Origin of the sequence: Rodentibacter sp. Ppn85 (genome assembly GCF_001999335.1) — a bacterium.
In the GTDB taxonomy this organism is placed as follows: domain Bacteria; phylum Pseudomonadota; class Gammaproteobacteria; order Enterobacterales; family Pasteurellaceae; genus Rodentibacter.
The window spans coordinates 1-25352 of record NZ_MLHS01000002.1 but is presented as its reverse complement, the minus strand read 5'-3'; the positions used below and the strand labels follow the sequence as shown (position 1 = coordinate 25352).

Sequence of the window (25352 nt, the reverse complement as noted above, 5' to 3'; positions counted from 1 at the left end):
AATTTCCCTTCTTTTTGTGTGAAAAGTGCGGTCAAAAATAACCGCACTTTTGTTGCTTTATTCAGATAATGGCGATGGTGTAGTATTAAGTTGCAACGGGGGAACCGGTTTCCCCATTCTGGTATAAAATTCCGTCATAAAATCATCAAAGCGATTATCCTCAATAGCTTGACGAATTTCCGCCATTAAACGCTGATAATAACGTAGATTGTGGATGGTGTTTAAACGAGCGCCTAAAATCTCACCACATTTATCTAAATGATATAAATAGGCTTTCGTATAATTTTTACAGGTGTAACAATCACAATGAGGATCAAGCGGAGTTGTGTCATCGCGATATTTTGCATTGCGGATTTTTACAATACCGTCCGTAACAAATAAATGACCGTTACGGGCATTACGGGTCGGCATCACGCAATCAAACATATCAATTCCGCGGCGAACGCCTTCTACTAAATCCTCCGGTTTTCCTACACCCATTAAATAGCGTGGCTTATCCGCCGGAATTTGTGGACAAATGTATTCCAAAATACGGTGCATATCTTCTTTTGGTTCGCCTACGGCCAGACCACCCACAGCATAGCCGTCAAAACCGATATTGACTAAGCCTTCCAAAGAAATTTTACGCAATTCTTCAAATACGCCACCTTGAATGATACCAAAAAGCGCATTTTTATTGCCAAGCTCATCAAAGCGATCACGACTGCGTTTTGCCCAACGAAGAGACATTTCCATGGATTTTTTGGCATAGTCAAAGGTTGCCGGATAAGGCGTGCATTCATCGAAAATCATCACAATATCCGAACCGAGATCGTATTGAATTTCCATGGATTTTTCCGGAGAAAGAAAGATTCGTTCACCATTAATCGGGTTTTGGAATTTTACGCCTTCCTCAGTGATTTTGCGTAATTTACCGAGGCTAAACACTTGGAAACCGCCGCTATCCGTCAAAATAGGGCGATGCCATTGCATAAAATCGTGTAAGTCGCCATGTTTGCGCATTACTTCCTGCCCGGGGCGCAGCCATAAATGGAAGGTATTGCCAAGTAAAATTTCAGCCCCCGTTGCTCGAACTTCTTCGGGGGTCATGCCTTTTACTGTTCCATAGGTGCCCACCGGCATAAATGCGGGGGTTTCCACTTTAAATGTACCCTGCGGGCGTTCAAATATTAACCGGCCACGGCGCGCGTTACCGCTTGTTTTGTCTAATTCATATTTCATTTTATTTCCTCAACGAATAAACAGTTCGAAGATATTAGTAAAAAAGCCTGTTTGAGCAAACAGGCTTCATTTTTTGGATAGTCTGATTATCCTTGGCTTTTTATTGTAGGTGTTGATTTTATTTAAGTCAAACGGCTTATTCCAATCCCTTCACATTGGTATTTTTCGTAATAAACATTGCATCGCCGTAACTGAAAAAACGGTAGCGATTTTCGACCGCACTTTTGTAGGCATTCATCGTACGGGTAAAGCCGGCGAAGGCGGAAACCAGCATGATTAATGTACTTTCCGGTAAATGAAAATTGGTGATTAACGCATCCACCACACGGAATTTTTTACCGGGATAAATGAAAATTGAGGTATCGGAAAAATAAGGCTCGATTAAATCCGGATTGCCGTTTTCCTCTGCGGATAAAGCGGCGGTTTCAATGGAACGAACGGATGTTGTTCCTACCGCAATAACACGTTTTCCGGCTTTTTTGGTTTCAATAATCGCATTGCATACTTCCTGTGAAAGCTCTACATATTCCGCATGCATAATATGATCTTCAATATTTTCCACCCGCACGGGTTGAAATGTGCCTGCGCCCACATGGAGCGTAACAAACTCAAAATTGACACCTTTGGCTTGAAGTTTTGCCAATAGTTCATCATCGAAATGCAAACCGGCTGTCGGTGCAGCCACCGCCCCGGGCACTTTACTATAAACCGTTTGATAGCATTCTTGATCCGCCTCCTCATCGGGGCGATCAATATAAGGCGGTAACGGCATATGGCCAATTTGTTGTAACACGGTTAAAAGTGTGGTGGATTTATCGGTTAATTTGACTTCAAAAAGTGTGTTGTGACGTGCGGTCATCACCGCTTGAATACCTTTATTGTCGCCCAGTTTATCTTCCCCTAAAAATAATTCGGTGCCTTCCTTAGGCGATTTTGAGGAGCGAATGTGAGCGAGAAAGCGGTGTTCATCCAGCATACGTTCAACCAGTACTTCAATTTTTCCGCCACTGGCTTTGCGTCCAAACATTCGTGCAGAAATAACACGGGTATTGTTAAAAACTAATAAATCGCCCGCATCAATAAGATCGAATACATCGGTGAAAGTGCGGTGAGAAATTTCACCGTTTTCGCCATTTAACGTCAATAATCGACAAGAAGAGCGATCTTTTTTGGGATAACGGGCGATAAGTTCATCGGGTAAATCAAAGTGGAAATCTGAAACACGCATAATCATATTGGGTTGATAAAAAGATGGGGTAGTCTAGTTAGAATAATTGACAAGCTCAAGGGGAAATATTCACTATTTCCCCTTTATCATATTAAAGAATCATTTTTACTAATTTATCCGCTTTAACTCGGGCAAACTTTTTCAATAATTTTTGAACCGGCTCAGGGTACTGAGACAGTTCTTCCAATTCGGCATAATGGCTCAATACGGTTGTATGCTGACGAATATGATTTAATTCTTTCTCGACTTGATCACGTAATTCTTGTTTAGGATCGTGAATCAACAAGCCATTTTCCGCATCTAAACGCCAAGCACGCGGATTTAAATTATTACCGGTCAGTAAAATGTAGCGATTATCCACCCACACACCTTTTAAGTGGTAAGTATTATCGCTATCTTTCCATAAACGAATTGTTAATCGACCCTGCTCAATGTCTTGTTGGAATTTTTCACAAAAATGACGGAGATTACTTTCGTATAAATAAGGCAATGCCCCCGCCATTTTGAAAGGCTGTTCCGGCGGAATATAAAAATCGTTTGCTACTTTGTCGCCTACGATAATTTCGATCTTCTTCCCTTCTTCTAGTAAGCGGGCAATTTTAAGTTGCAGGGAACGGGGAAAATTAAAATAAGGTGTACAAACCACCAAATTTTCCTGAACTTGTAAAAATAAATCCTCAATGATTTGGTTTAATTCATTGCCAGACGCGCCCAAACCGAATAATGGCGAAACACTTAAAATATCGGAAAAACCAACCGCACTTTCCAAGCGGTATTCCGCATGATTGGCTAAATTTTTACGATAAACGCGAATAGCGGAACGAATTTCTTTGGTTCGAGGACGATTTGCCACATCAAGCGGATGAACGGTACTCAAGTCTAATAAATACTCATTAATAAAATTTACCATTGAATCGGCTAATTCGGCATTGGTGATTTTTTGATAGCGATCGTAGCGGTATTTGCCGTCTTGTTGTAAATACACGTTGTTGATACTCGCACCACTATAAAGCACCGTATCATCAAAAATAAATCCCTTGACATGTAAAACGCCGAACACTTCACGCGTATTAATCGGTACACCGAAAAATATATTCGGATCGTCCGGGAGTTGGTAGGTTTGACGCTGTTCCACATACCAATCGGCATTGGTCGCCGATTTTTCCGCGCCCAGTAAATTACGCTGATTACGGTGCCAATCCACAAGGATTTTAATGTCTAAGTCAGGCTGTTTTTGTTTGATACGATAAATTTCATCAAGAATTTCTTGCCCCGCTTCATCTTTTTGCCAGTAAAGTGCGGTTACATAAATACGTTTTTGGGCATTTCTAATTAATTCAATAATCTGAGTTTTAAATTCAGTCGGACTAAACAAAAATTCCACGTGCTCTTTTTCTAAAGGCAAAAAAGGCAGATTTGTGAGATTTTGTTCTGTTCGTTTTAATTTATTGATTAACATAATTTGTCTCTGCATTCTCTAGGAGAGGGCTAGTTTACAATATTTCTCCGATGGATTGATAGAAAAAAGGTTTTTTTTCGTTATAATGCTCACAAAATTTGACATTTTTTGGCGAATTATTATCCAATTTTTTCTTGAGTATCCTTTTATGAACAATTCCCGCAAACCGACTTTTCAAACCAACTCTCGTAAATCTTTTCAGGAACAACATTCTGAACGCGATGTTTCTTTGCATTTTAATGAGCAAAAACATCGTGAAAATCGACCGCACTTTGATAAAAAACATAGTGCAGGGAAAAACCAACCTCGTTTTCAACAAGAGGTGCGTGAGCTGCGTGTTGCCGAGCTTTCTCTAAACAAAAGCGGCAGAGCACAAGGTAATGTCAAAGTTTTGGTGAAAAGCACGGGGACGGCATACAAACCAAAAGAAAAGAAAACCGGCGCACTTTCACCCCGTGCGCCAGAAAAAATTAAGAAAAATCGTGCGGAAGAAATGAAAGTCTATGGTGAAAATGCCTGTTTAGCGTTATTTAATAATCGTCCGGAAAGTATTGTTCGTGTTTGGGCAACGGTGCAAATGTCGCATAAAATCGGTGAAATGTTCAGTTATTTAGCGACAAACAAAAAAGTGTACCATGTGGTAGATAATGAAGAATTATCCCTTGTGAGCGGTACGACGCATCACGGCGGTATTTGTATGTTAGTGAAAAAACAACGCTCGTTCATGTTGCAAGGCTATTTGGATATTCCGCATGAGGAGGATTGTTTAGTACTGTTAGACAATGTAGATAATGCTCAAAATATTGGGGGGGTACTGCGTACCTGTGCATTTTATGGGGTGAAGAATGTCGTAACAAATAATGCCGATAATCTGTATTCTGCGGCGGCTATGCGTGTTGCGGAAGGCGGTGCGGAATATATCCGTTTATTAGAGTGTTTAGATATTGAATCCGCATTACAACAACTTCGCCAAAGCGGGTATCAAGTGATACATGTTGCACAAGGCAAAGAGGGGATCCCCCTCGATTCAGTTCGATTTAATAAAAAAGTCGCATTTTTATTCAGTGAAACCGGTACGGTTGATTTATGCGAAAAACAGGATGTAAATGTTCGTCTGTCTTTAAGTAATCCGTTAAAAAACGGGCTAAATATTGCGGTGAACAGCGGCATTCTGTTGTCAAAATGGTATTTTTCAAAGTAAGAATAAACTAAAGTGCGGTTAAAATTAACTATACTTTTTTATCGTAAATGAAATGAGAGTTGAATTAAGGTAACGACGCAAAAATTAGACCGTCTTATATTGAGTTCAACAAACATTTAAATTTACTTACTTTTAGTGATCACTCTTGATTTAATAGTTGATATAATTAGTCGGGTATTTTTCTTTTCGTAAAATATCTTCTCGTATGCTTTGCATACATTCCCTAACTATAAAATTAAATCTAGGAGTGGTGAAATGGGACAGTATAAAAAATTCTGGTACCTATTAGTGACCGTGTTGATAGGGGCATTCTCTATTCTCGGTTACTACGGTTTTGAAATTTATCGTGCGGCACCGCCTATTCCGCAACAATATGTATCGGAACAAGGTGAAAAGGTGATTATTCGCGATGAAATTATGCACGGTCAAACTGCTTGGCAAAGTACCGGCGGTATGCAGTTAGGCTCTGTGTGGGGACATGGTGCCTATCAAGCGCCGGACTGGACGGCAGACTGGTTACACCGTGAGCTTGTTAACTGGTTAGATATTGTTGCGAATCAGGAACATGGCAAAAATTTTGCCGATTTAGACGAAGAGCAACAAATTGTTTTAAAAAACCGCTTAACAAAAGAATACCGTGGTAGCAAAGTCGATGAAAGCGGCACAGTGGTGCTTTCTAACAATCGCATAGCGGCAATTGATAGAACCGCACAATATTACATTTCTTTATACGGTGATGATCCGGCAACGAAAAGCACGCGTGAAAATTTTGCAATGAAGGAGAATACATTGCCAAGTTTACAGGCTCGTCAGGATCTTGCTAAATTCTTCTTTTGGACAGCTTGGACAGCTTCTACTGAGCGTCCTAATACTCACGCAACCTATACGAATAACTGGCCGCATGAGCCATTAATTAATAATGTGCCGACCCCGGAAAACGTGATTTGGTCTATCGCCAGTATCGTATTTTTAATTGCCGGTGTTGGTTTTGTGGTGTGGATTTGGTCATTTAAAAAAGGTGAAGATGAAAAAGAGCCTGTTCCGGCAGATGTTGATCCTCTTACGAAATTACAACTCACCCCATCGCAACGCGCATTAGGTAAATATTTGTTCACTGTCTTAGCTTTATTTGTCGTACAGGTAAATTTAGGAGCAATTGTTGCACACTATACTGTGGAAGGTCAGGAGTTTTACGGCATTGATATTTCACAATACTTGCCTTATTCCCTTGTGCGTACATGGCATATTCAAGCAGCATTATTCTGGATTGCCATGGCATTCCTAGCCGGTGGTTTATTTTTAGCACCGATTATTAACGGCGGGAAAGATCCGAAATATCAAAAATTAGGTGTTGACATTTTATTCTGGGCATTAGTAGTTTTAGTTGTCGGTTCATTCACCGGTAGCTACTTAGCGATTGCACATATCCTACCTGAAGAATTAAGCTTTATGTTTGGTCATCAAGGCTATGAATTCATTGACTTAGGTCGTTTTTGGCAAGCGGTGAAATTTGCGGGTATTTTATTCTGGTTAGTATTAATGCTTCGTGGTACGGTGAACGCATTTAAACAACCGGGTGATAAAAACCTACTTGCTTTATTCTTTGCATCTGTTATTGCTATCGGCTTATTCTACGGTCCTGCATTGTTCTACGGTGAGCATACCCATTTATCTGTGATGGAATACTGGCGTTGGTGGGTGGTTCACTTATGGGTAGAAGGCTTCTTTGAAGTATTTTCCGTTGCGGCACTGTCTTTTATTTTCGTGAGTTTAGGACTCGTTTCCAAAAAAATGGCAACGATTGCTACCATTACCGAAGCCGCATTATTCCTAATCGGCGGTATTCCGGGCACTTTTCACCACCTCTACTTTGCCGGTGCGACCACACCCATTATTGCGGTGGGAGCATCATTCTCCGCACTTGAGGTGGTTCCATTAGTCTTATTAGGCCACGAGGCTTGGGAACACTGGTCAATGAAACAAAAAGCACCTTGGATGGAGCGCTTAAAATGGCCTATCTACTGCTTCGTTGGTGTGGCATTCTGGAATATGTTAGGTGCCGGAGTATTCGGTTTCCTAATCAATCCGCCGATTTCACTCTACTATGTCCAAGGCTTAAATACAACTGCAGTGCATGCTCATTCGGCTTTATTCGGTGTGTATGGTTTCTTAGCGCTAGGTTTTGTATTCTTAATCGCACGCTACTTACGCCCGGATACTCCATTCAATGATAAATTGATGAAATGGGGCTTCTGGCTATTGAATGGCGGCTTGGTATTAATGATCGTATCAAGTTTATTACCAATCGGCATTATTCAAGGTTATGCAAGTATTTCTGAAGGTCTATGGTATGCGCGTAGTGAAGAGTTTATGCAACAACCGTTATTTGATACTTTACGCTGGGTTCGTTTAGTGGGAGATGTAATCTTTATTTTCGGTGCACTCGCCTTCTTCTGGCAAATCTTTACAATGATTTTTTTCAAACCGAAAAAAGTTGCTTAACTTAAGCGCGGTAATAAAAGTGGCTAGAAATAGCCGCTTTTCTTTTTCAAAACACAGTAGTTTTTGAGCGCACTTTGATATGAGAGAAATGGAAATGCTGATTAAACGGCAAGCCGGACTTTCACTTATCCGCTTTTGTTGTTTTAAGAATATAGGTTTTACCGATTCGTTTGGAGAACGCAGTACGATATAGATTTTTTATTTTTTGCATTTGCTACATAATACCGTAAAACTTCTATTTTTTATTCAATGAATGTGAAAAACGGGTTATTAATTCAAGACAACTTTGCACAATCCAGCCAATTCCGGCAGCAAAAATAAGCGTACCGATACCCACTATTCCTCCAAGAAAAAAACCTAGTAGGCAAACCGACATTTCAATACCGGTACGGACAACTCCTACTTTAAGATGGAAGCGTTGGCAAATTCCAACCATAAGCCCGTCACGAGGGCCTGCTCCCAAATGACAAGTGAGATATAATGCCGTGCCTAATCCGTATAGAAAAATCCCGATTATTCCGAAAGTAATGCGTGAGAAAAGTGCGGTCGGTTCCGGTAGAATTTTTGTCGTAATGTCTAAGAAAAGAGCAATCATAATAATATTTAGAAGAGTGCCTAGCCCAAAGCGTAGTTTTAAAGGCAGCCATGCCAACATTACTATACAGCTGATAAAAAACGATGCCCAACCAATGCTAATTTCACTTTGTAAGGTAATGCCTTGAGAAAGCACTGTCCAAGGAGTGGAACCAAAATTGGACAATACAATGAAACCGTCACCAATTCCTAATATTGCTAACGCAAATAATAACACGCAGATCGTTTTACCTTCTATCGACCATAATGAACCCGCTGCCCAGTTTGTATGAGGTATTGCTCGTGCTTTTTTCATAAATTACCTATGGTTAAGAAGATATGGTTATCATAAGGGGGAACAAGTGAAAGGAAAAGCACTTTAACGTCAATATTATATAGCGGAATTGATTATATGGGTTTTCGCTTTCTGTGAAATCTAAGCTTATGCGATAAGCGAGAGGCGGAAAACTAAATCAAACAGTATAAAAAGTGCGGTTAATTTCTTGTTCTTTTTTCTAATGGGATATTGATGAGGAGAGATTAATCACGAGTACTCCTGCAATAATTAACCCAATGCCGATCATGCCTGCCGTATCAATTTTTTGTCCAAAAGCAAAATAGGCAACTACTGCGGTAAGGACAATTCCAACCCCAGACCAGATGGCATAAACCAAACCAACGGGCAAAGAACGAAAAATAATTGAAACAAAATAAAAAGAAATTGCATAAAGCGTGAGTGAGCCAATAGTGGGAAAAAGTTTGGTAAAACCATCGCTCAGTTTTAATAAATTTGTTGCGGCAATTTCTAAGCATATAGAAACTGCAAGTAAAATCCAAGGGTTCATGATGATTCCTCATTAAATAAAAAAGAGATGCAATCAGACATCTCTTTTATTGCATTATCGTAACTATTGAATTATTAACAATCTTGTTTGCCGTAGGCATCCTGACGAAGAATATTGCGCACGCCTGCATCAAAATCAGCAAGCACTTGTTCGGCATTTTTCGGATCGGTACCCCGTGCATCCAAATAGAATTTAATTTTCGGTTCGGTACCGGAAGGACGGGCTATTAAACGTGAGCCGTTTTCTAGCACAAACACAAGAATATCACTTTGACGATCGGTTTTTGTGTGGTCAATGAATTGTGTTACATTCACGCCGCCAATAACACTTGGCGGTACATCGCGAAGTGCGGTCATTAATTTACCGATTTCAGAAAGATCGCTGACGCGGATAGAGATTTGTCCGCTTACATAAGCGCCGAATTCTTTGGTAAATTCATCGGCATAATCTGCCAAAGTTTTACCTTGTTTTTTCAAGTTGCGGACAAGATCTAAGAACATAATTGCCGCAGAAATACCGTCTTTATCACGCACTTTATCCGGATCAACTAAATAGCCGAGCGCTTCTTCAAAGCCGAATAATAAGCCCTGCACTTTACCGATGTATTTGAAACCGGTTAAGGTTTCTTCCGATTGGAAACCGTATTTTTTAGCAATTTCCGCTAATGCCGGTGAGGAAACGAGAGAGCAAGCCAATACACCTTGTTTGCCTTGTGCGCGGTATTGTTTGGCTAAATACCAACCTAAGAAACAACCCACCACATTACCGTGTAAAGATTTCCAGTTACCTTCCGCATCAGGTACGGCAACAGCTAAGCGGTCGGCATCAGGGTCGTTTGCAATAATAAATTCTGCATTGTTTTCTTTCGCCACTTTAATCGCAAGATCCAATGCGCCTTTTTCTTCCGGATTAGGGAAATTAACTGTTGGGAAAGAACCATCCGGCCAGACTTGTTCTGCAACAATATGAGGTTGTGGTAAGCCTGCTTTGGCTAAAGTTTTACTTAATACTTCATAACCCACGCCGTGCATAGCGGTATACACATAATTGATGTCGCATTGCGGTTCTTTAGCAAGAGAGGCGGTTTTCGCAATATAAGCCTCTACCACTTCATCATTTAATATCACATAGTCATCACTACGCGGTAAATCTTGAATATTGCCGGCTGCGACTTTGTCGATTAATGCAGCAATTTCTTGATCCGCAGGGGAGACGATTTGCCCGCCACCGTTAGCCTTACCCAAATAGACTTTATAACCGTTATCCTCAGGTGGGTTGTGGCTTGCAGTCACCATCACACCTGCCGTGGTGTCAAAATATTGAATCGCATAAGCTAATACCGGAGTTGGCAATTTGCGTGGTAATAAATAGGTTTTCACTCCGGCGCCCGCCATAATCTCTGCGGTATCGCGTGCAAACACATCTGAATTTTTGCGTCCGTCGTAGCCTATAACGATAGAAGGTTGGTTGTCATAGTCTTTCAGGAAATCCGCCAAACCACCGGCGGCTTGCGCCACTAAAACACGGTTCATTCCCATTGAACCGGCTTGTAAAGGACCGCGTAAGCCGGCAGTACCAAATTGTAAACGACCGTCAAAGCGAGCTTGTAATTCAGCTTCAGCTTTTGTATCGCCACCTTTTGCCGCCTCTAAAAGTGCGGTCAATTCTGCACGAGTTTCCGCATCGGGATCTTGGTTTAACCAATTTTGTGCTATATCAAAAAGAGTTGCCATAATTTCACCTTCTTAAGTTAAAAGAAATGTTCTAGGTAGGTTATCGGAAAACAATTAAAGTTCAAAGGCTTATTTACTGAAAGTTTGATCTGTTTAACATTTTTTATTCGTGCAATCGTTTACTTAAAAAACGGTATTTGATTTTTATGTTAAGTGATGCTTGGATTTATTTATTAAGGTTATAGTAGTAGCGCGGAACCCCATTTTATAATGTCAAAAAAGAATTTATTTTGATTGGTTGCAACACCGTCAGTATTTTTGAGCGCGCCGTCTTCATTCTTTGAATTATCCACCATGCCATTCTTATATTGCCCTTTCACTACATCTAAATCATCACGTGCTTGGGTTCGTAAAATTAGGCAGCTTTTATTTTCCAACGGCTTAACATCGGCTATTTCCGTGCGAAATTTTTTGAATTGATAAGTGGCGTAATTCATCGATTTTTCATCGTTCTGAATGATTTTGACATAATCTTCACCAATAATTTTTTCCAGTGGATAGAAAAAAATATATTCGGAGTGAATATAACTGTCTTCTTTAGCGAAATGCTGTTGCTGAATACGGGTAAGATTGGGATAAATACATTGCTCCGCCTGTTTGCTTGCAATCGCCCATTGTTTCGCATTTTTATCCGAAAGTTGATAATCCGCCCCCGCAAATTCAGCCGGAATAGGTGATTGTGATGAATTGAAAAGGCTGCAAGCACTAAGTAATAGTGCGCTGCCGAGTGTAAAAATAAATTTCATGTTTGCCTTCGGTGGATTGCTTTAATGTAGACAAAATTTTAGCAATAAGCACAGAATAGATAAAGGCTAAAATAAATTTTCATTTTCCCGAAGCGAAAAACTTCCGTTATAATGACCGCACTTTTCATTAATTAAAAAGGAATATTCATGCAAAATCCAAAAGATGACGTGCTTTATGCGCCCGTTGAATGGGTAGATTATAGTGAGGGATATACGGACATTCGTTATCATAAATCTATCGACGGTATCGCAAAAATCACCATTAACCGTCCTGAAGTGCGTAATGCCTTCCGTCCGCAAACCGTAAAAGAAATGATTCATGCCTTTTCTAATGCCCGTTTTGATGAAAAAATCGGTGTAATTATCCTCACCGGCGAAGGTGAAAAAGCATTTTGTTCCGGCGGTGATCAGAAAATCCGAGGGGATTACGGTGGCTACAAAGACGAAAGCGGCGTACATCATTTAAATGTATTGGATTTTCAACGGGATATTCGTACTTGCCCGAAACCGGTGGTGGCAATGGTGGCGGGTTATGCCATTGGCGGCGGGCATGTATTACATATGTTATGTGATTTAACCGTTGCAGCGGAGAACGCTATTTTTGGTCAAACGGGACCGAAAGTGGGATCTTTTGACGGCGGTTGGGGGGCAAGTTATATGGCGCGTTTGGTCGGCCAGAAAAAAGCCCGTGAGATTTGGTTCTTATGTCGTCAGTATAATGCGCAAGAAGCCTTGGATATGGGCTTAGTGAACACCGTGGTGCCTTACGCCGATCTTGAAAAAGAAACCGTACGTTGGTGTCGCGAGATGTTGCGTAACAGCCCGATTGCGTTACGTTGTTTGAAAGCCGCATTAAATGCGGATTGCGACGGTCAAGCCGGTTTACAAGAGCTGGCAGGTAATGCCACTATGTTGTTCTATATGACGGAAGAAGGTCAAGAAGGTCGTAATGCGTTTAATGAAAAACGTGCACCGGACTTCAGTAAATTCAGACGTAATCCTTAAACGACTCAGTCAAAAGTGCGGTTAATTTCAACCGCACTTTTTTATAAGCAAAATTTATGACAACTCGATACTATAATCTTTATCGCTATTCGATTCCCGTTGATAGCCAACTTATTTTGCGGGATCGGTTTTTAAAACGCCGTGAAGGCTTACTTGTGCGTGTCCAATGCCGGAATAACGAAGGTTGGGGGGAAATTGCGCCATTGCCGGGATTTAGTGAGGAATCCTTAGAGATGGCGGAAATTCAAGCTGCACAATGGCTTGTCGATTGGAATGAAGCTCGCACACGCAATGAAAAATTGTCACTTGATGGGCTTTATCCGTCCGTAGCCTTTGGTTTGAGCTGTGCATTGGCGGAACTAACCGATCGACTTAACTCCGAAGGAAACTATCATACGGCACCGTTATGTTATGGCGATCCCGATGAGCTTTATGGAAAATTAGCCTATCTTTCCGGTGAGAAAGTGGCAAAAATCAAAGTGGGTATGTATGAAGCTAACCGAGACGGATTGATTGCGGATATGTTTTTGGAAGCCATTCCTGACTTGCAACTGCGCCTTGATGCGAACCGACGTTGGTCGCTTGAAAAAGCATTACTGTTTGCGGCAAAAGTAAAACCGGCGCATCGTGCCCGCATTCAATTTTTGGAAGAGCCTTGTAACACGCCGGAATTAAGCCTTGAGTTTGCAACTCAATCAGGGATTGCTATTGCTTGGGATGAATCGTTACGAACACCCGATTTTCAGCTTAAAAAAGAACCTCACCTGGCGGCAATTGTGATTAAGCCGACATTAATCGGTTCCCTTGAGCGTTGTATTGAATTAATTAAAAAAGCTCATACTTTGGGATTGAAAGCGGTGATTAGCTCAAGTATTGAAAGTAGCCTTGGTTTAACCCAACTGGCACGCATGGCACAACAATATACACCGAATGTGACACCGGGTTTAGATACGCTGGATTTAATGGCCTATCAAGTGCTTCGCCCATGGAAAGGATCGACATTACCGCTTATTGATTTGGATTCCGAATTGATTACAAAGATTATCTGATTCGACCACCGCTTATTGAAAAATCCGTATAATGTACAACCTTAAAAGGAAGATAAAATGTTACAAAAATCCCGAGTTTTGTTACTAAATGGCCCGAACTTAAATATGTTAGGCGCGCGCGAGCCTAAACATTACGGCAGTTTATCCCTTGCAGTCATTGAAGAAAATTTGAAAGCATTAGCTAACCGACACAATATTGAACTGGACTGTTTTCAAGCCAATAGCGAGGAAAAATTGATTGAGAAAATCCACCAAAGTTTCCAAACGGTAGATTTTATTTTAATTAATCCGGCCGCTTATACGCATACCAGTGTAGCCTTGCGAGACGCGTTATTGGCGGTATCCATTCCTTTTGTGGAAATTCATTTGTCTAACGTACATAAGCGTGAGCCGTTTCGTCATCATTCTTATTTCAGTGATATTGCGGAAGGCGTGATTTGCGGATTGGGAGCAAAGGGGTATGAATTTGCCTTTTTATTTGCCGTGGATTTTTTAGCTAAAAAATAATGCAAATAAGCAATTTTAGGCGAAATTTATAGAATTTTATCGCAATTTAGCCAAATTTAATGTAATCTTTGCCTGCTCAAAGACAAGTTTATAACTGATTGCACTTTTGTGTGCTTATTTTGATAAAAGTGCGGTCAAAAATTTTATTCTTTTAGGAAGAACATATGGACATTCGTAAAATTAAAAAACTGATCGAATTAGTGGAAGAATCAGGTATCACTGAATTAGAAGTTCAAGAAGAAGAGGGAACGGTTCGTATTAGTCGTGCGGCGCCTACCGTTGTGCCAGCGGCAGTACAATACTCCGCACCTGTTGCTGCGCCGGCGGTTGTGCCGGCTCAGGTCAATGCACCTGCGCCAACTGCTACTCAAGCGGTTTCTGAAGAGGTCGTCGGTCACCAAGTTCGTTCCCCGATGGTAGGAACATTCTACCGTAGCCCAAGCCCGGAAGCGAAAGCATTTGTTGATGTAGGACAATCAATTAAAGTAGGTGATACGCTTTGTATTGTTGAGGCAATGAAAATGATGAACCGTATTGAAGCGGACAAAGCCGGCGTAGTAAAAGCAATCCTAGTCAATGATGGCGAACCTGTTGAATTTGATCAACCATTAATCGTTATTGAATAATCCTATCAATTATCCGAAATGGCGGGCTTACCCGCCATTTTTTAACAAGTGGAATCTCTTATGTTAGAAAAAGTTGTGATTGCCAACCGTGGTGAAATTGCATTACGCATTTTACGCGCATGTAAAGAATTAGGCATTAAAACCGTTGCGGTTCACTCCACGGCAGATCGTGATTTAAAGCATGTATTATTGGCAGATGAAACTGTTTGCATCGGGCCTGCACCTTCGGCAAAAAGCTATCTAAACATTCCTGCGATTATTGCTGCGGCTGAAGTAACGGGCGCGGATGCAATTCATCCGGGATATGGTTTTTTATCTGAAAATGCGGATTTTGCCGAGCAAGTAGAGCGTTCCGGTTTTACTTTTATCGGGCCGACGGCAGATGTTATTCGTTTAATGGGTGATAAAGTCTCTGCGATTAAAGCAATGAAAAAAGCCGGTGTGCCTTGTGTGCCGGGATCTGATGGCCCTGTCGGGAACGACATTGCCAAAAATAAAGAAATTGCAAAACGTATCGGTTATCCGATTATTATTAAAGCCTCCGGTGGTGGTGGTGGTCGCGGTATGCGTGTAGTACGTAGCGAAGAAGCGCTAGAAGAGTCCATTGCGATGACAAAAGCGGAAGCAAAAGCGGCGTTTAATAATGATATGGTTTATATGGAAAAATACTTAGAAAATCCGCGCCACGTGGAAATTCAAGTATTGGCGGATACTCACGGCAATGCGGTGTATTTGGCGGAGCGTGATTGTTCTATGCAGCGCCGCCATCAAAAAGTGGTGGAAGAAGCACCGGCACCGGGAATTACCGAAGAATTACGCCGTGATATCGGTTCTCGTTGTGCTAATGCTTGTGTGGAAATTGGTTATCGTGGTGCGGGTACCTTTGAGTTCTTATATGAAAATGGTGAGTTTTATTTCATTGAAATGAATACCCGTATCCAAGTGGAACATCCTGTTACCGAAATGATTACCGGCATTGATTTAGTAAAAGAGCAGTTACGAATTGCCGCGGGGCTACCACTTTCCTTTAAACAAGAAGATGTGAAAGTGAAAGGTCATGCGATTGAATGCCGTATCAATGCGGAAGATCCAAAATCTTTCTTACCGTCACCGGGCAAAGTTATTCACTTACATTCACCGGGTGGGTTAGGGGTACGTTGGGATTCTCACGTGTATGGTGGTTATACCGTGCCTCCGCATTATGACTCCATGATTGCAAAATTGATTACTTATGGCGATACGCGTGAAGTGGCAATTCGTCGTATGCAAAATGCCTTGGCAGAAACTATTATTGATGGTATTAAAACGAATATCCCGTTACATGAAATGATTTTAGAAGATGAAAATTTTCAAAAGGGAGGAACGAATATTCATTACCTTGAGAAAAAGCTGGGATTACATGATTAACAAAAAAGCTCACATCGGTGAGCTTTTTATTGCTAACTAAAACCACCTTCTGTGAAGGTGGTTATCGACTTAAAAGGCTTTGATAACGCCTCTGTAGGAGCGAATAAATCACCTCAGGGATTTATAAGTCATTTCTCCATTATTTTTTCGGTTTCTTCGGTAAACCCGTTTCTAAATCTAGCCCGTTATCCACTCGAACGCCCGCCTGATTTGCCAGTTTTAACATCAGGGCTTCACTCGGTTTGGGCGGCGCGTCGCCTTCATACCAACGCTGAAAGGCAATTTTGCCGTCCCATTCCGGCAAAGGGGCGGGCGGTAACGGCACGATATCGTCTAAGTCGGGGACTTTGGGTTGAAGATAGTCATAGCGTGATAAATATTTCCGAATAATTTCATATCTTCTTGAACGTTCTTCATCAGGAACTACATCAAGAAAATCAAAACTTTCTTTAGCTATATTTTTGCTAACCCCCTCTCTAAGCACGACTGCTGAGATTGAATCGCCGTTTTTAACACCTTGATGATAACTTTTTACTGCTTCTACATACTTTTTATTAAATTTAAAGCTCGATCCTAAATTAGATGAGGCATCGCCTACCCCTTATTCGGATGCACAGGTCCGCAACTGTTGAACAAGTTTTAAACGATATTTAAAAGCTTCTTGACTTTCCTCTTTATCCATATCAAATAACATCTCTGCTATGACATACTGTGCTTCCCGACTGCCTAAATCCGCCGCTTTTCTTAAATAAGCATATTGACCGTCTTTTTCGGTACGTACCCCATACCCCACATCTAAATAGCCATATAGATTGTAATAAGCGGTGGCAGGCAGTTGTTTTGCTAATTCTTCATTCAGATTGTGCACTTCCGTTTGCGGCATATCACTGCTAATCCGTCCGCTTTGTAACAGATATTGCAAGCGAATATTGGCTTTATAATCGCCGTTGGCGGCAGCAATGCGGTAATAGGCAGCCCGTTCCATACTTCATCGCCTTTCTCTCCCTCCCACATATTATGCAGGTCATGATAAAGAGCATAGTTATATAATTGCCGGGTTTCTTCTGAGAGAGGCGGTCGCGCTTCTTTTTGGCACGTAAATTCTAAGGCGGCCAGTTGTGTTAATTTTGCCATGTTTGTGTTCCTCTGTTGTTCTTTTTGCTTGGTATAGCAACGCTCCGGACGGGGACCGGAAGGCCCGCCGCCCAGGGTTAGCGGTATCGGGTTACATTCCAGATAACGATATAGCCAAAATAAACCGATGATTATTGCAATCACCAGTACTAATAAAATTTTTAAGCATTTTTTCATTCTAAAATTTCATTAGAACAACCTATTCAAACAAAACCGCACCTTAAAACCTAAAAGTGCGGTTATTTTTTAGCGTGTTTTATGGGAGATATTTTCTATTTTTGCCTTGTGATTTTCGGAGTGACTAATGGATGCGTATTTTTAAACGGATAGCCGTGTACCTTTAAAATCCATAAGATAATTTATCCGATTTAATCCAATAAAAAATTTCCTTCTTTCTAATATAGACGCTTTATAAATAAAGCGGTCAAAAAACTTTGGCCGCAATAAATTCTGCAATCAATCAATATGCTTTTCACATTTTGTGCGATTTATGGTATTTTATCGCCCAATTTTCAACTTAAGTTTAATAAGGAAAACATCAAATGGAAGCTCAAAGTCCAATGTCCACGTTAGTTATTTTCGTGATTTTCGGTTTAATTTTTTACTTTATGATTTATCGCCCTCAGGCGAAGCGTAACAAAGAACACAAAAAATTGATGTCTGAATTAGCCAAAGGCTCTGAGGTACTCACTGCCGGCGGTATGATGGGTAAAATCACCAAAGTGATTGAAGACAATAACAGTGTGGTGATTGCATTAAATGAAACAACGGAAATCACAATCAACCGTAACTATATTGTGACTATTCTTCCAAAAGGTTCTGTAAAGACTCTTTAATCCTCCATTCATAAAGGGACAACTATGTTAAATCGTTACCCATTATGGAAGAATCTAATGGTGATCCTCGTGGTCGCCATTGGTGTTTTATACTCTCTTCCAAATATTTACGGTGAAGATCCCGCAGTGCAAATTTCAGGTACTCGGGGGCAACAAGCTAATACGACTACATTAGGACAGGTTCAAGAGGTCTTAAAAGCCAATAATCTTCCGACAAAATCCATTGTTCTTGAACAAGGCTCTATTTTAGCCCGTTTCAATAATACGGACGATCAGTTACTTGCTAAGGACAAAATTGCCGAAAAACTCGGTACAAACTATAGCACGGCTTTAAATCTTGCACCGGCAACCCCTACTTGGTTAAGCAGTATAGGGGCAAACCCAATGAAATGGGGCTTGGATCTACGCGGCGGGGTACGTTTCTTGATGGAAGTGGATATGAACTCCGCACTGGCAAAACGTCAAGAACAATTACAGGACACATTGCGTAACGATCTTCGCAAAGAAAAAATTCAATACACGGGGATTAAGAATGCCGATCATTTCGGTACAACCATTACGCTTGCCAATCCGGATCAACTCTCAAAAGCGACCCGCATTATTCGTCAAGCTCATCCAACCTTAGACGTGAGCGATTCAGGCAACGATACGCTAAATTTATCCTTATCTACAATCGCACTTAATGAAGCACGCGATTTGGCGATTGAGCAAAACTTAACAATTTTGCGTAAACGTGTTTCGGAATTAGGTGTGGCGGAAGCGGTAATACAGCGTCAAGGTGCAGAACGTATCGTCATTGAATTGCCAGGTGTACAGGATACCGCACGCGCGAAAGAGATTCTTGGTGCGACAGCAACTCTTGAATTCCGCATGGTGAACGCTACGGTAAATGCGGAAGCGGCAGCTCGCGGTATTATCCCATCTGATTCAGAAGTGAAATATAATCGTGAGGGGCATCCCGTTGTATTGTTAAAACGCCCGTCTTTAGGCGGTGAACATATCATCAACTCAAGTGCCGCACTCGATCATCAATCTGGAATGCCACAGGTGAGTGTCACTCTAGATAGTGAAGGTGGGGAGCAAATGCTTCAACTCACCAAAAAATACTATAAAAAACCAATGGCAACCCTTTACGTTGAATATAAAGACAACGGCAAGAAAGATGAGAACGGTAAAACCATTCTTGAGAAAAGCGAAGAAGTAATCAACGTTGCTACGATTCAGGCCCGCTTTGGCGCAAACTTCCAAATTACCGGTGTAGGCAGTATGGCGGAAGCCAATAATCTTTCCACTTTATTAAAATCAGGTGCGTTAATCGCTCCGGTACAAATTGTGGAAGAACGCACGATCGGTCCATCACTTGGTGCGCAAAATGTTGAGCAAGGTATGAACGCCAGCTTTTGGGGATTAATCTCTGTTATCGTATTTATGCTTATCTACTATAAGCTTTTCGGTATTATCGCAAGCCTTGCAATGGTTATTAATATTGTCTTGTTAGTCGGTTTAATGTCTATTCTTCCGGGTGCAACATTGTCTATGCCGGGGATTGCGGGTATCGTGTTAACCCTTGGAATGTCGGTTGATGCCAACGTATTGATCTTTGAGCGCATTAAAGAAGAAATCCGTAACGGGCGCCCTATCCAACAGGCTATTAATGAAGGTTACAATGGAGCATTTACCTCTATTTTTGATGCGAACCTAACCACTATCTTAACGGCCATTATTCTCTATGCAGTGGGAACCGGTCCGATTCAAGGTTTCGCAATTACCCTCTCATTGGGTGTGGCAATTTCCATGTTTACCGCTATTACCGGAACTCGCGCTCTGGTAAACGCAATCTATGGCGGCAAACGTGTTGAAAAACTTTCTATTTAATTGAGGTGACTATGGCACTTTTCGCAAGAGATAAAAACGGACATCTCATCAAGGAAATTAACGGAATTAAACTTCCGTTCCCATTAGCCGAATTTATGAAAATACGTAAATGGGGCTATATTGTTTCAACACTTTTTATGGCGATTTCAATGTTTTTTATCGTCACAAAAGGCTTTAACTGGGGATTAGATTTTACCGGTGGCGTAGTATTCGATACTCACTTTTCTCAAACGGCAAATCTTGAACAGATCCGTAATAAACTGAAAGAACACGGTATTGAAAGCCCTATTGTGCAGACTACCGGCTCCGTTCAGGATGTGATGATTCGCTTACCGGCCTCTGATAATGATTCGGGTATTGGTGATCGGGTAAAATCAATGTTGGTAGAACTCGACTCCGGTATTAAAATTAAAAGTATCGAATTCGTTGGGCCTAACGTTGGAGAAGAATTGGCACAAGGAGCGGTTTATGCCACTTTAGCCACACTGGCTATGATGCTAATTTATATCGGTTCACGTTTTGAATGGCGTTTAGGCTTAGGGGGCATCGCCTCTCTCGCCCACGACGTTGTGATTACCCTTGGCGTATTCTCAGCTTTACAAGTGGAAATGGACTTAACTTTCGTGGCGGCAATTCTTTCCGTAGTGGGTTATTCCATCAATGACAGTATTGTTGTGTTTGACCGGGTTCGTGAAAATTTCCGCAAAATCAGACGATTGGATACAATTGATATTATTGATATTTCCCTGACTCAAACTTTATCAAGAACAATTATGACTTCTGCAACAACGCTAATTGTCGTTATCGCATTGTTCTTCTTCGGCGGTCCGTCTATTCATAACTTCTCCTTAGCATTGCTTGTCGGGATTGGATTCGGTACTTATTCCTCCATCTTTATTGCAATTGCCATTGCTTATGATGTCGGATTGAGACGCGAACATATGATTCCGCCAAAAGTAGATAAAGAAGTGGACGAACTCCCTTAATCACAAAAAGTGCGGTTAATTTTGACCGCACTTTTTCAAATGAAAATCTTCTTTCCTAAAAGGATAAAGAAAAAATATTCTCTAATAGAAATTTATATTTTGTGCGAATTTCATCTTTTTATATAAAAAAAATAAGCGACGATGAATATCGTCGCTTATTTATATGATGAGTATAAAAAATTACGCAGGGTAAACAGGAAGACGTTTACAAATTGCTAATACTTTTTCTTTAGTCGCTTCAATAACTTGTTCTTCGTTTTCTTTGCCAAGGACATCTAAAATATCACACATCCAAGCGGCTAAATCACGACAATCTTGTTCATTAAAACCACGACGGGTTACTGACGGTGTACCCACTCGGATACCCGAAGTTACAAACGGCTTTTGCGGGTCATTTGGCACCGAGTTTTTATTCACGGTAATGTTTGCTTTTCCTAATGCCGCATCGGCAGCTTTGCCGGTTAAGCCTTGTTTGATGAAACTCACCAAGAACAGATGATTTTCCGTACCGTTTGATACCACATCAAAACCGCGTTGTTTAAATACTTCTACCATCGCCTTAGCATTTTTCAACACGTTGGCTTGATATACTTTGTATTCAGGTTCTAAGGCTTCTTTAAAACATACCGCTTTCGCTGCGATAATGTGAACTAACGGACCGCCCTGATTAGCCGGGAATACGGAAGATTGTAATTTTTTATAGATTTCTTCATCGCCACAAGAAGAAAGAATTAAACCGCCTCGCGGGCCGCCAAGGGTTTTATGGGTCGTTGTAGTCACTACGTGGGCATGCGGTAATGGATTTGGATATAATCCCGCGGCAATTAACCCTGCAACGTGTGCCATATCCACAAATAAATATGCCCCGACTTCATCGGCAATTTCACGCATTTTCGCCCAATCGACTACCTGAGAATAAGCGGAGAAACCGGCTACAATCATCTTTGGTTTAGATTGTAATGCTTTTTGGCGCACATCTTCATAATCAATCAAACCGTCCGCAGTGATACCATAAAGCACCGAATTATAAATTTTACCGGAGAAACTGACTTTTGCACCGTGTGTTAGGTGGCCGCCGTGCGCTAAATCCATTCCTAAAATAGTATCGCCAGCATTAATCAATGCGCCATACACCGCAGCATTGGCTTGAGAACCTGAGTGCGGTTGAACATTCACATAATCTGCACCGAATAACTCTTTTGCACGATCAATAGCGAGTTGTTCCACAATGTCCGCATACTCACAACCGCCGTAATAACGCTTGCCCGGATAGCCTTCAGCGTATTTATTGGTAAATTGCGAACCCTGTGCTTCCATCACACGCGGACTGGCATAGTTTTCAGAAGCGATTAATTCGATATGCTCTTCCTGACGGCGGTTTTCATCTTGAATCGCTTGCCATAATACCGGATCGTAGTCGGCGATATTCATATTTTTAGTAAACATTGTGTTCTCCTGTTATGTGATTGCGATCTATAGTGTAACCGCTTATTGGTTTAAATTTAATTAAAATCTAGTACATATTTTTTCATCTAAGGAATGAAAAAGATTCATAGGAAAAGTGCGGTCATTTTTTCAATATTTTCTATTCTTGGTACGGAATACCCAGAATGCGACAATTACACAGATCATCGCTTTCAAACTCGGATATTTCACCAGCAATTTTGTTCGGAATAGGGAATAAACGCACGGTCAACGGCTTATTTAAACGAAATGCCATGGTCCCCGCATCACGCATAATCGCAGCAATACTTGCCGCACTGGCATTGCCGGCCACAGGTACCGTATCTAAGCCTATACCGCATACGGCACTATAAGTGAGCAATGAGCGAATATCAAACTGTTCCTGTTGCGTGCCTTGTGCCAAACCGAGATCTTCCGTTACTGCCAACATTAAACCTGAGAATCCCACCAGCGGCACGTTTTGCACGGATTTAAATACTTTGGTTAGTAATGCCGATACTTCAATCGTACCGGCCGCTCCAAAATATGGAACCCCCATAAGCTCATACAGTTTCGTTATAGAAGCACAGTTTTTCGATGGTGCTGCCGAGCTATCAATACCGACAAATTCAAAATTGCCGGATAATTTAACCGCACTTAACGTGGCAAGGATTTCATCTACATGATACTGTAGCGCTTTCAACATAGACTGATAGCAGTCGGCATAAAACTGATTATGAGAGGATTTCAAAACTGATTCTAACGCAGCCACTAACAAATCCGGCGTTTCCAAACCAATAACAAAACTATTCGGCAAATGGCTCAAATGATAACCGGCGGGAAAATAGGGAATAAAGGGTTTGCAGTTAAAATTTACAGTAAAGTTAAAATTGCCTTCAGCACGCGGAGTGATTTGAGCAATACGTTGCACCGCACTAACAGATTGCTCAATCAAATGATTATTCAAAATACCATTTTCATCTAACGGTACATTTACGCAAGCATTACATAAATCACCATAATCAGCGATAAGTTCAGGCAGCAATGCGATTTCCTGAACATTGCTTGCTGCACCGATCGCAAAGCGAATACGTACGCCACTTTCATTCAATTTATTGAGTAAACCCGTTAAGTACTGTAAATCCGCTTTTGCATTTTTCACATCGGTTAAATCTAAATATTCACCGAAAGGATTGGTAATAATCCGAATGGATTGCAAAACATAACCAGATTTTTGCATCGCCGGCAACAATAAATCGACTTCACGTTTCACAGAATGGAGTGCAACTTCCCATTGTGTTTTATCCTTACATAATGTTAAGAAAAAACTAATGGTACGAATACGACAGAGTAATTTATTTTTGTAATCCATGCATTTTCCTATTTTAAGTTAATGAAAAAAATTGACGTCAAGTGCGGTCACAAAATCCGACGGATTTTGAACGTTGGCTTTGCTAACGGCTCCGCAAGAGCGAATAAATCACTTCGGTGATTTATGAGTAATTTTTCCATTATTTTTGCTTTTCACGAGCAACTGCACGATAACCAATATCACGACGATAAAAACGACCGTTCCATTGGATTTGTTCTGCTAGTTTCAACGCTTTTTGTTGTGCTTCCAATACACTGTCGCCTAAGGCAGTAGCACATAATACGCGGCCGCCATTGGTAAGCAATTTCCCGCCTTTGGCTTCCACACCCGCTAAGAAAACTTTTTCATTTTCAACCGCACTTTGCGGCAAACCGATAATTTCATCGCCTTTGCGATAATCCCCCGGATAGCCTTCCGCCGCTAATACAATACCCAATGAAGCCTTTGGATTCCATTGGGATTGAATTTCATCTAACTTGCCTTCACAGGCTTTAAGACAAAGTTCAACCAGATCGGACTCTAAACGTAACATAATTGGTTGGGTTTCCGGATCACCAAAACGGCAGTTAAATTCGATCACTTTCGGTTGGCCGTTCGGCATAATCATTAAACCGGCATATAAGAAACCGGTGTAAACATTCCCTTCCGCCGCCATGCCGTTTACAGTCGGATAAATGACTTCCTGCATAATGCGATCGTGAATCTCAGCTGTAACCACCGGTGCAGGTGAATAAGCGCCCATTCCCCCTGTATTCAACCCAGTATCGTTCTCACCCACGCGTTTATGATCTTGACTGGTTGCCATCGGTTCAACATTTTTGCCATCCACCATCACAATAAAACTGGCTTCTTCACCATCTAAAAACTCTTCGATCACCACTCGGCTACCCGCCTTACCAAAGGCGTTGCCCGATAACATATCACGTACCGCCTCTTCCGCTTCCTGTAGTGTCATCGCTACAATCACGCCTTTACCGGCAGCCAAACCATCTGCTTTCACGACAATTGGAGCACCTTTTTCCCGCAAATATGCTAATGCTGGTTCTACCTCTGTGAAATTTTGATATTCCGCTGTTGGAATTTTGTGGCGGGCTAAAAAATCTTTAGTAAAAGCTTTCGAACCCTCTAATTGGGCTGCCGCTTGTGTTGGCCCGAAAATTTTTAATCCTACCGCACGAAATGCATCCACTACACCAATAACTAACGGAGCTTCAGGCCCAACAATGGTTAAGCCGATTTGATTATCTTGTGCGAATTTAACAAGTGCCGGAATATCAGTAACAGCAATATTAACGTTTTCAATGTTGCTTTCCAGTGCCGTTCCTGCGTTGCCGGGTGCGACAAAAACTTTTTTGGCTAGTGGAGATTGAGCGGCTTTCCAAGCAAGCGCGTGTTCACGACCGCCGTTTCCGATGATTAAAATATTCATGATGATCCTTACAATGTTAATGTTGTGTTTATCAAAAGTATTTTTTTAACTTAATTCAGGTTTCGCCTGAAGGCGACCTACTTTCTTTTACTCGTGTAAAAGAAAGTAGGCAAAGAAAACACGCCCCAGTTAAATCGCTGATCTTTGCTTTATTGTCATTTTCTTAACGCTAAAT

Annotated in this window: 20 protein-coding genes and 1 pseudogene; 10 read left to right on the top strand and 11 right to left on the bottom strand. The window is 41.3% G+C overall.

Annotation, left to right across the window (positions count from 1 at the left end; genetic code table 11):
* Positions 1-57: 57 nt before the first annotated feature.
* The 3 genes from tgt to pssA form a co-directional block, all read right to left on the bottom strand.
* Entirely contained in the window at positions 58-1221 is a 1164-nt protein-coding gene (gene tgt / locus BKL51_RS00175; RefSeq protein ID WP_077464754.1) for a tRNA guanosine(34) transglycosylase Tgt, read from the bottom strand.
* A gap of 136 nt (positions 1222-1357) precedes the next feature.
* On the bottom strand, positions 1358-2449 hold the full coding sequence (queA, locus tag BKL51_RS00170; RefSeq protein WP_077464820.1) for a tRNA preQ1(34) S-adenosylmethionine ribosyltransferase-isomerase QueA: 1092 nt from the start codon (positions 2447-2449) through the stop codon (positions 1358-1360).
* A gap of 91 nt (positions 2450-2540) precedes the next feature.
* Positions 2541-3908, bottom strand: coding sequence for a CDP-diacylglycerol--serine O-phosphatidyltransferase (gene pssA / locus BKL51_RS00165; RefSeq protein ID WP_077464753.1), 1368 nt, complete (start codon positions 3906-3908; stop codon positions 2541-2543).
* Positions 3909-4056: 148 nt separating this feature from the next.
* Here pssA and BKL51_RS00160 point away from each other — a divergent pair, with 148 nt between their 5' ends.
* Entirely contained in the window at positions 4057-5109 is a 1053-nt protein-coding gene (locus BKL51_RS00160) for a TrmH family RNA methyltransferase (RefSeq protein WP_077464819.1), read from the top strand.
* A gap of 255 nt (positions 5110-5364) precedes the next feature.
* Positions 5365-7611, top strand: a complete 2247-nt coding sequence (locus BKL51_RS00155; protein ID WP_077464752.1) for a nitric-oxide reductase large subunit — start codon at positions 5365-5367, stop codon at positions 7609-7611.
* A 235-nt stretch (positions 7612-7846) separates the two neighbouring features.
* On the opposite strand, the gene BKL51_RS00150 is transcribed toward BKL51_RS00155, so the two are convergent.
* The 4 genes from BKL51_RS00150 to BKL51_RS00135 all read right to left on the bottom strand — a co-directional run bounded on the left by BKL51_RS00150 (position 7847) and on the right by BKL51_RS00135 (position 11508).
* Entirely contained in the window at positions 7847-8500 is a 654-nt protein-coding gene (locus BKL51_RS00150) for a YitT family protein (protein ID WP_077464751.1), read from the bottom strand.
* A 199-nt stretch (positions 8501-8699) separates the two neighbouring features.
* Positions 8700-9029, bottom strand: coding sequence for a multidrug efflux SMR transporter (locus BKL51_RS00145; RefSeq protein WP_077464750.1), 330 nt, complete (start codon positions 9027-9029; stop codon positions 8700-8702).
* Between the two features lie 74 nt (positions 9030-9103).
* Complete coding sequence (locus BKL51_RS00140; RefSeq protein WP_077464749.1) at positions 9104-10762, bottom strand: phospho-sugar mutase; 1659 nt, start codon at positions 10760-10762, stop codon at positions 9104-9106.
* 179 nt (positions 10763-10941) lie between these two features.
* Positions 10942-11508, bottom strand: coding sequence for a DUF5358 domain-containing protein (locus BKL51_RS00135; protein ID WP_077464748.1), 567 nt, complete (start codon positions 11506-11508; stop codon positions 10942-10944).
* Positions 11509-11655: 147 nt separating this feature from the next.
* Here BKL51_RS00135 and menB point away from each other — a divergent pair, with 147 nt between their 5' ends.
* The 5 genes from menB to accC all read left to right on the top strand — a co-directional run bounded on the left by menB (position 11656) and on the right by accC (position 16102).
* Positions 11656-12513, top strand: coding sequence for a 1,4-dihydroxy-2-naphthoyl-CoA synthase (menB, locus tag BKL51_RS00130; RefSeq protein ID WP_077464747.1), 858 nt, complete (start codon positions 11656-11658; stop codon positions 12511-12513).
* A gap of 56 nt (positions 12514-12569) precedes the next feature.
* Positions 12570-13562, top strand: coding sequence for an o-succinylbenzoate synthase (menC, locus tag BKL51_RS00125; RefSeq protein WP_077464746.1), 993 nt, complete (start codon positions 12570-12572; stop codon positions 13560-13562).
* Between the two features lie 57 nt (positions 13563-13619).
* Positions 13620-14069: a type II 3-dehydroquinate dehydratase gene (gene aroQ / locus BKL51_RS00120; RefSeq protein ID WP_077464745.1), complete on the top strand. Its 450-nt coding sequence runs from the start codon at positions 13620-13622 to the stop codon at positions 14067-14069.
* A 164-nt stretch (positions 14070-14233) separates the two neighbouring features.
* A complete protein-coding gene (gene accB, locus BKL51_RS00115) occupies positions 14234-14695 on the top strand; it encodes an acetyl-CoA carboxylase biotin carboxyl carrier protein (protein ID WP_077464744.1) in 462 nt (153 codons plus the stop codon).
* Between the two features lie 60 nt (positions 14696-14755).
* Positions 14756-16102, top strand: coding sequence for an acetyl-CoA carboxylase biotin carboxylase subunit (accC, locus tag BKL51_RS00110; protein ID WP_077464743.1), 1347 nt, complete (start codon positions 14756-14758; stop codon positions 16100-16102).
* 139 nt (positions 16103-16241) lie between these two features.
* On the opposite strand, the pseudogene BKL51_RS00105 reads toward accC, so the two are convergent.
* Positions 16242-17413 (bottom strand): annotated as a pseudogene (locus tag BKL51_RS00105) (DUF6396 domain-containing protein).
* A gap of 365 nt (positions 17414-17778) precedes the next feature.
* Between BKL51_RS00105 and yajC the strand changes: the two are divergent.
* From yajC to secF, 3 genes are read left to right on the top strand one after another with little or no spacing between them, the layout of a single operon-like run.
* The gene (yajC, locus tag BKL51_RS00100; RefSeq protein ID WP_077464742.1) at positions 17779-18072 is read left to right on the top strand and encodes a preprotein translocase subunit YajC; all 294 of its coding nucleotides are present in this window, start codon (positions 17779-17781) and stop codon (positions 18070-18072) included.
* Between the two features lie 24 nt (positions 18073-18096).
* Positions 18097-19947: a protein translocase subunit SecD gene (secD, locus tag BKL51_RS00095; RefSeq protein ID WP_077464741.1), complete on the top strand. Its 1851-nt coding sequence runs from the start codon at positions 18097-18099 to the stop codon at positions 19945-19947.
* Positions 19948-19958: 11 nt separating this feature from the next.
* Positions 19959-20933: a protein translocase subunit SecF gene (gene secF / locus BKL51_RS00090; protein WP_077464740.1), complete on the top strand. Its 975-nt coding sequence runs from the start codon at positions 19959-19961 to the stop codon at positions 20931-20933.
* 180 nt (positions 20934-21113) lie between these two features.
* Here secF and glyA read toward each other — a convergent pair whose 3' ends face one another.
* The 3 genes from glyA to purD form a co-directional block, all read right to left on the bottom strand.
* Positions 21114-22379 (bottom strand): serine hydroxymethyltransferase, encoded by a 1266-nt coding sequence (gene glyA, locus BKL51_RS00085; protein WP_077464739.1) that lies wholly within the window; start codon positions 22377-22379, stop codon positions 21114-21116.
* Positions 22380-22518: 139 nt separating this feature from the next.
* Positions 22519-23748, bottom strand: coding sequence for a DUF711 family protein (locus BKL51_RS00080; RefSeq protein ID WP_077464738.1), 1230 nt, complete (start codon positions 23746-23748; stop codon positions 22519-22521).
* Positions 23749-23887: 139 nt separating this feature from the next.
* Complete coding sequence (gene purD / locus BKL51_RS00075) at positions 23888-25177, bottom strand: phosphoribosylamine--glycine ligase (RefSeq protein ID WP_077464737.1); 1290 nt, start codon at positions 25175-25177, stop codon at positions 23888-23890.
* Positions 25178-25352: the final 175 nt, after the last annotated feature.

Coding starts and splice junctions, on each gene's coding strand:
- tgt (WP_077464754.1), bottom strand. CDS start 1,221: ATGAAATATGAATTAGACAAAACAAGCGGTAACGCGCGCCGTGGCCGG.
- queA (WP_077464820.1), bottom strand. CDS start 2,449: ATGCGTGTTTCAGATTTCCACTTTGATTTACCCGATGAACTTATCGCC.
- pssA (WP_077464753.1), bottom strand. CDS start 3,908: ATGTTAATCAATAAATTAAAACGAACAGAACAAAATCTCACAAATCTG.
- BKL51_RS00160 (WP_077464819.1), top strand. CDS start 4,057: ATGAACAATTCCCGCAAACCGACTTTTCAAACCAACTCTCGTAAATCT.
- BKL51_RS00155 (WP_077464752.1), top strand. CDS start 5,365: ATGGGACAGTATAAAAAATTCTGGTACCTATTAGTGACCGTGTTGATA.
- BKL51_RS00150 (WP_077464751.1), bottom strand. CDS start 8,500: ATGAAAAAAGCACGAGCAATACCTCATACAAACTGGGCAGCGGGTTCA.
- BKL51_RS00145 (WP_077464750.1), bottom strand. CDS start 9,029: ATGAACCCTTGGATTTTACTTGCAGTTTCTATATGCTTAGAAATTGCC.
- BKL51_RS00140 (WP_077464749.1), bottom strand. CDS start 10,762: ATGGCAACTCTTTTTGATATAGCACAAAATTGGTTAAACCAAGATCCC.
- BKL51_RS00135 (WP_077464748.1), bottom strand. CDS start 11,508: ATGAAATTTATTTTTACACTCGGCAGCGCACTATTACTTAGTGCTTGC.
- menB (WP_077464747.1), top strand. CDS start 11,656: ATGCAAAATCCAAAAGATGACGTGCTTTATGCGCCCGTTGAATGGGTA.
- menC (WP_077464746.1), top strand. CDS start 12,570: ATGACAACTCGATACTATAATCTTTATCGCTATTCGATTCCCGTTGAT.
- aroQ (WP_077464745.1), top strand. CDS start 13,620: ATGTTACAAAAATCCCGAGTTTTGTTACTAAATGGCCCGAACTTAAAT.
- accB (WP_077464744.1), top strand. CDS start 14,234: ATGGACATTCGTAAAATTAAAAAACTGATCGAATTAGTGGAAGAATCA.
- accC (WP_077464743.1), top strand. CDS start 14,756: ATGTTAGAAAAAGTTGTGATTGCCAACCGTGGTGAAATTGCATTACGC.
- yajC (WP_077464742.1), top strand. CDS start 17,779: ATGGAAGCTCAAAGTCCAATGTCCACGTTAGTTATTTTCGTGATTTTC.
- secD (WP_077464741.1), top strand. CDS start 18,097: ATGTTAAATCGTTACCCATTATGGAAGAATCTAATGGTGATCCTCGTG.
- secF (WP_077464740.1), top strand. CDS start 19,959: ATGGCACTTTTCGCAAGAGATAAAAACGGACATCTCATCAAGGAAATT.
- glyA (WP_077464739.1), bottom strand. CDS start 22,379: ATGTTTACTAAAAATATGAATATCGCCGACTACGATCCGGTATTATGG.
- BKL51_RS00080 (WP_077464738.1), bottom strand. CDS start 23,748: ATGGATTACAAAAATAAATTACTCTGTCGTATTCGTACCATTAGTTTT.
- purD (WP_077464737.1), bottom strand. CDS start 25,177: ATGAATATTTTAATCATCGGAAACGGCGGTCGTGAACACGCGCTTGCT.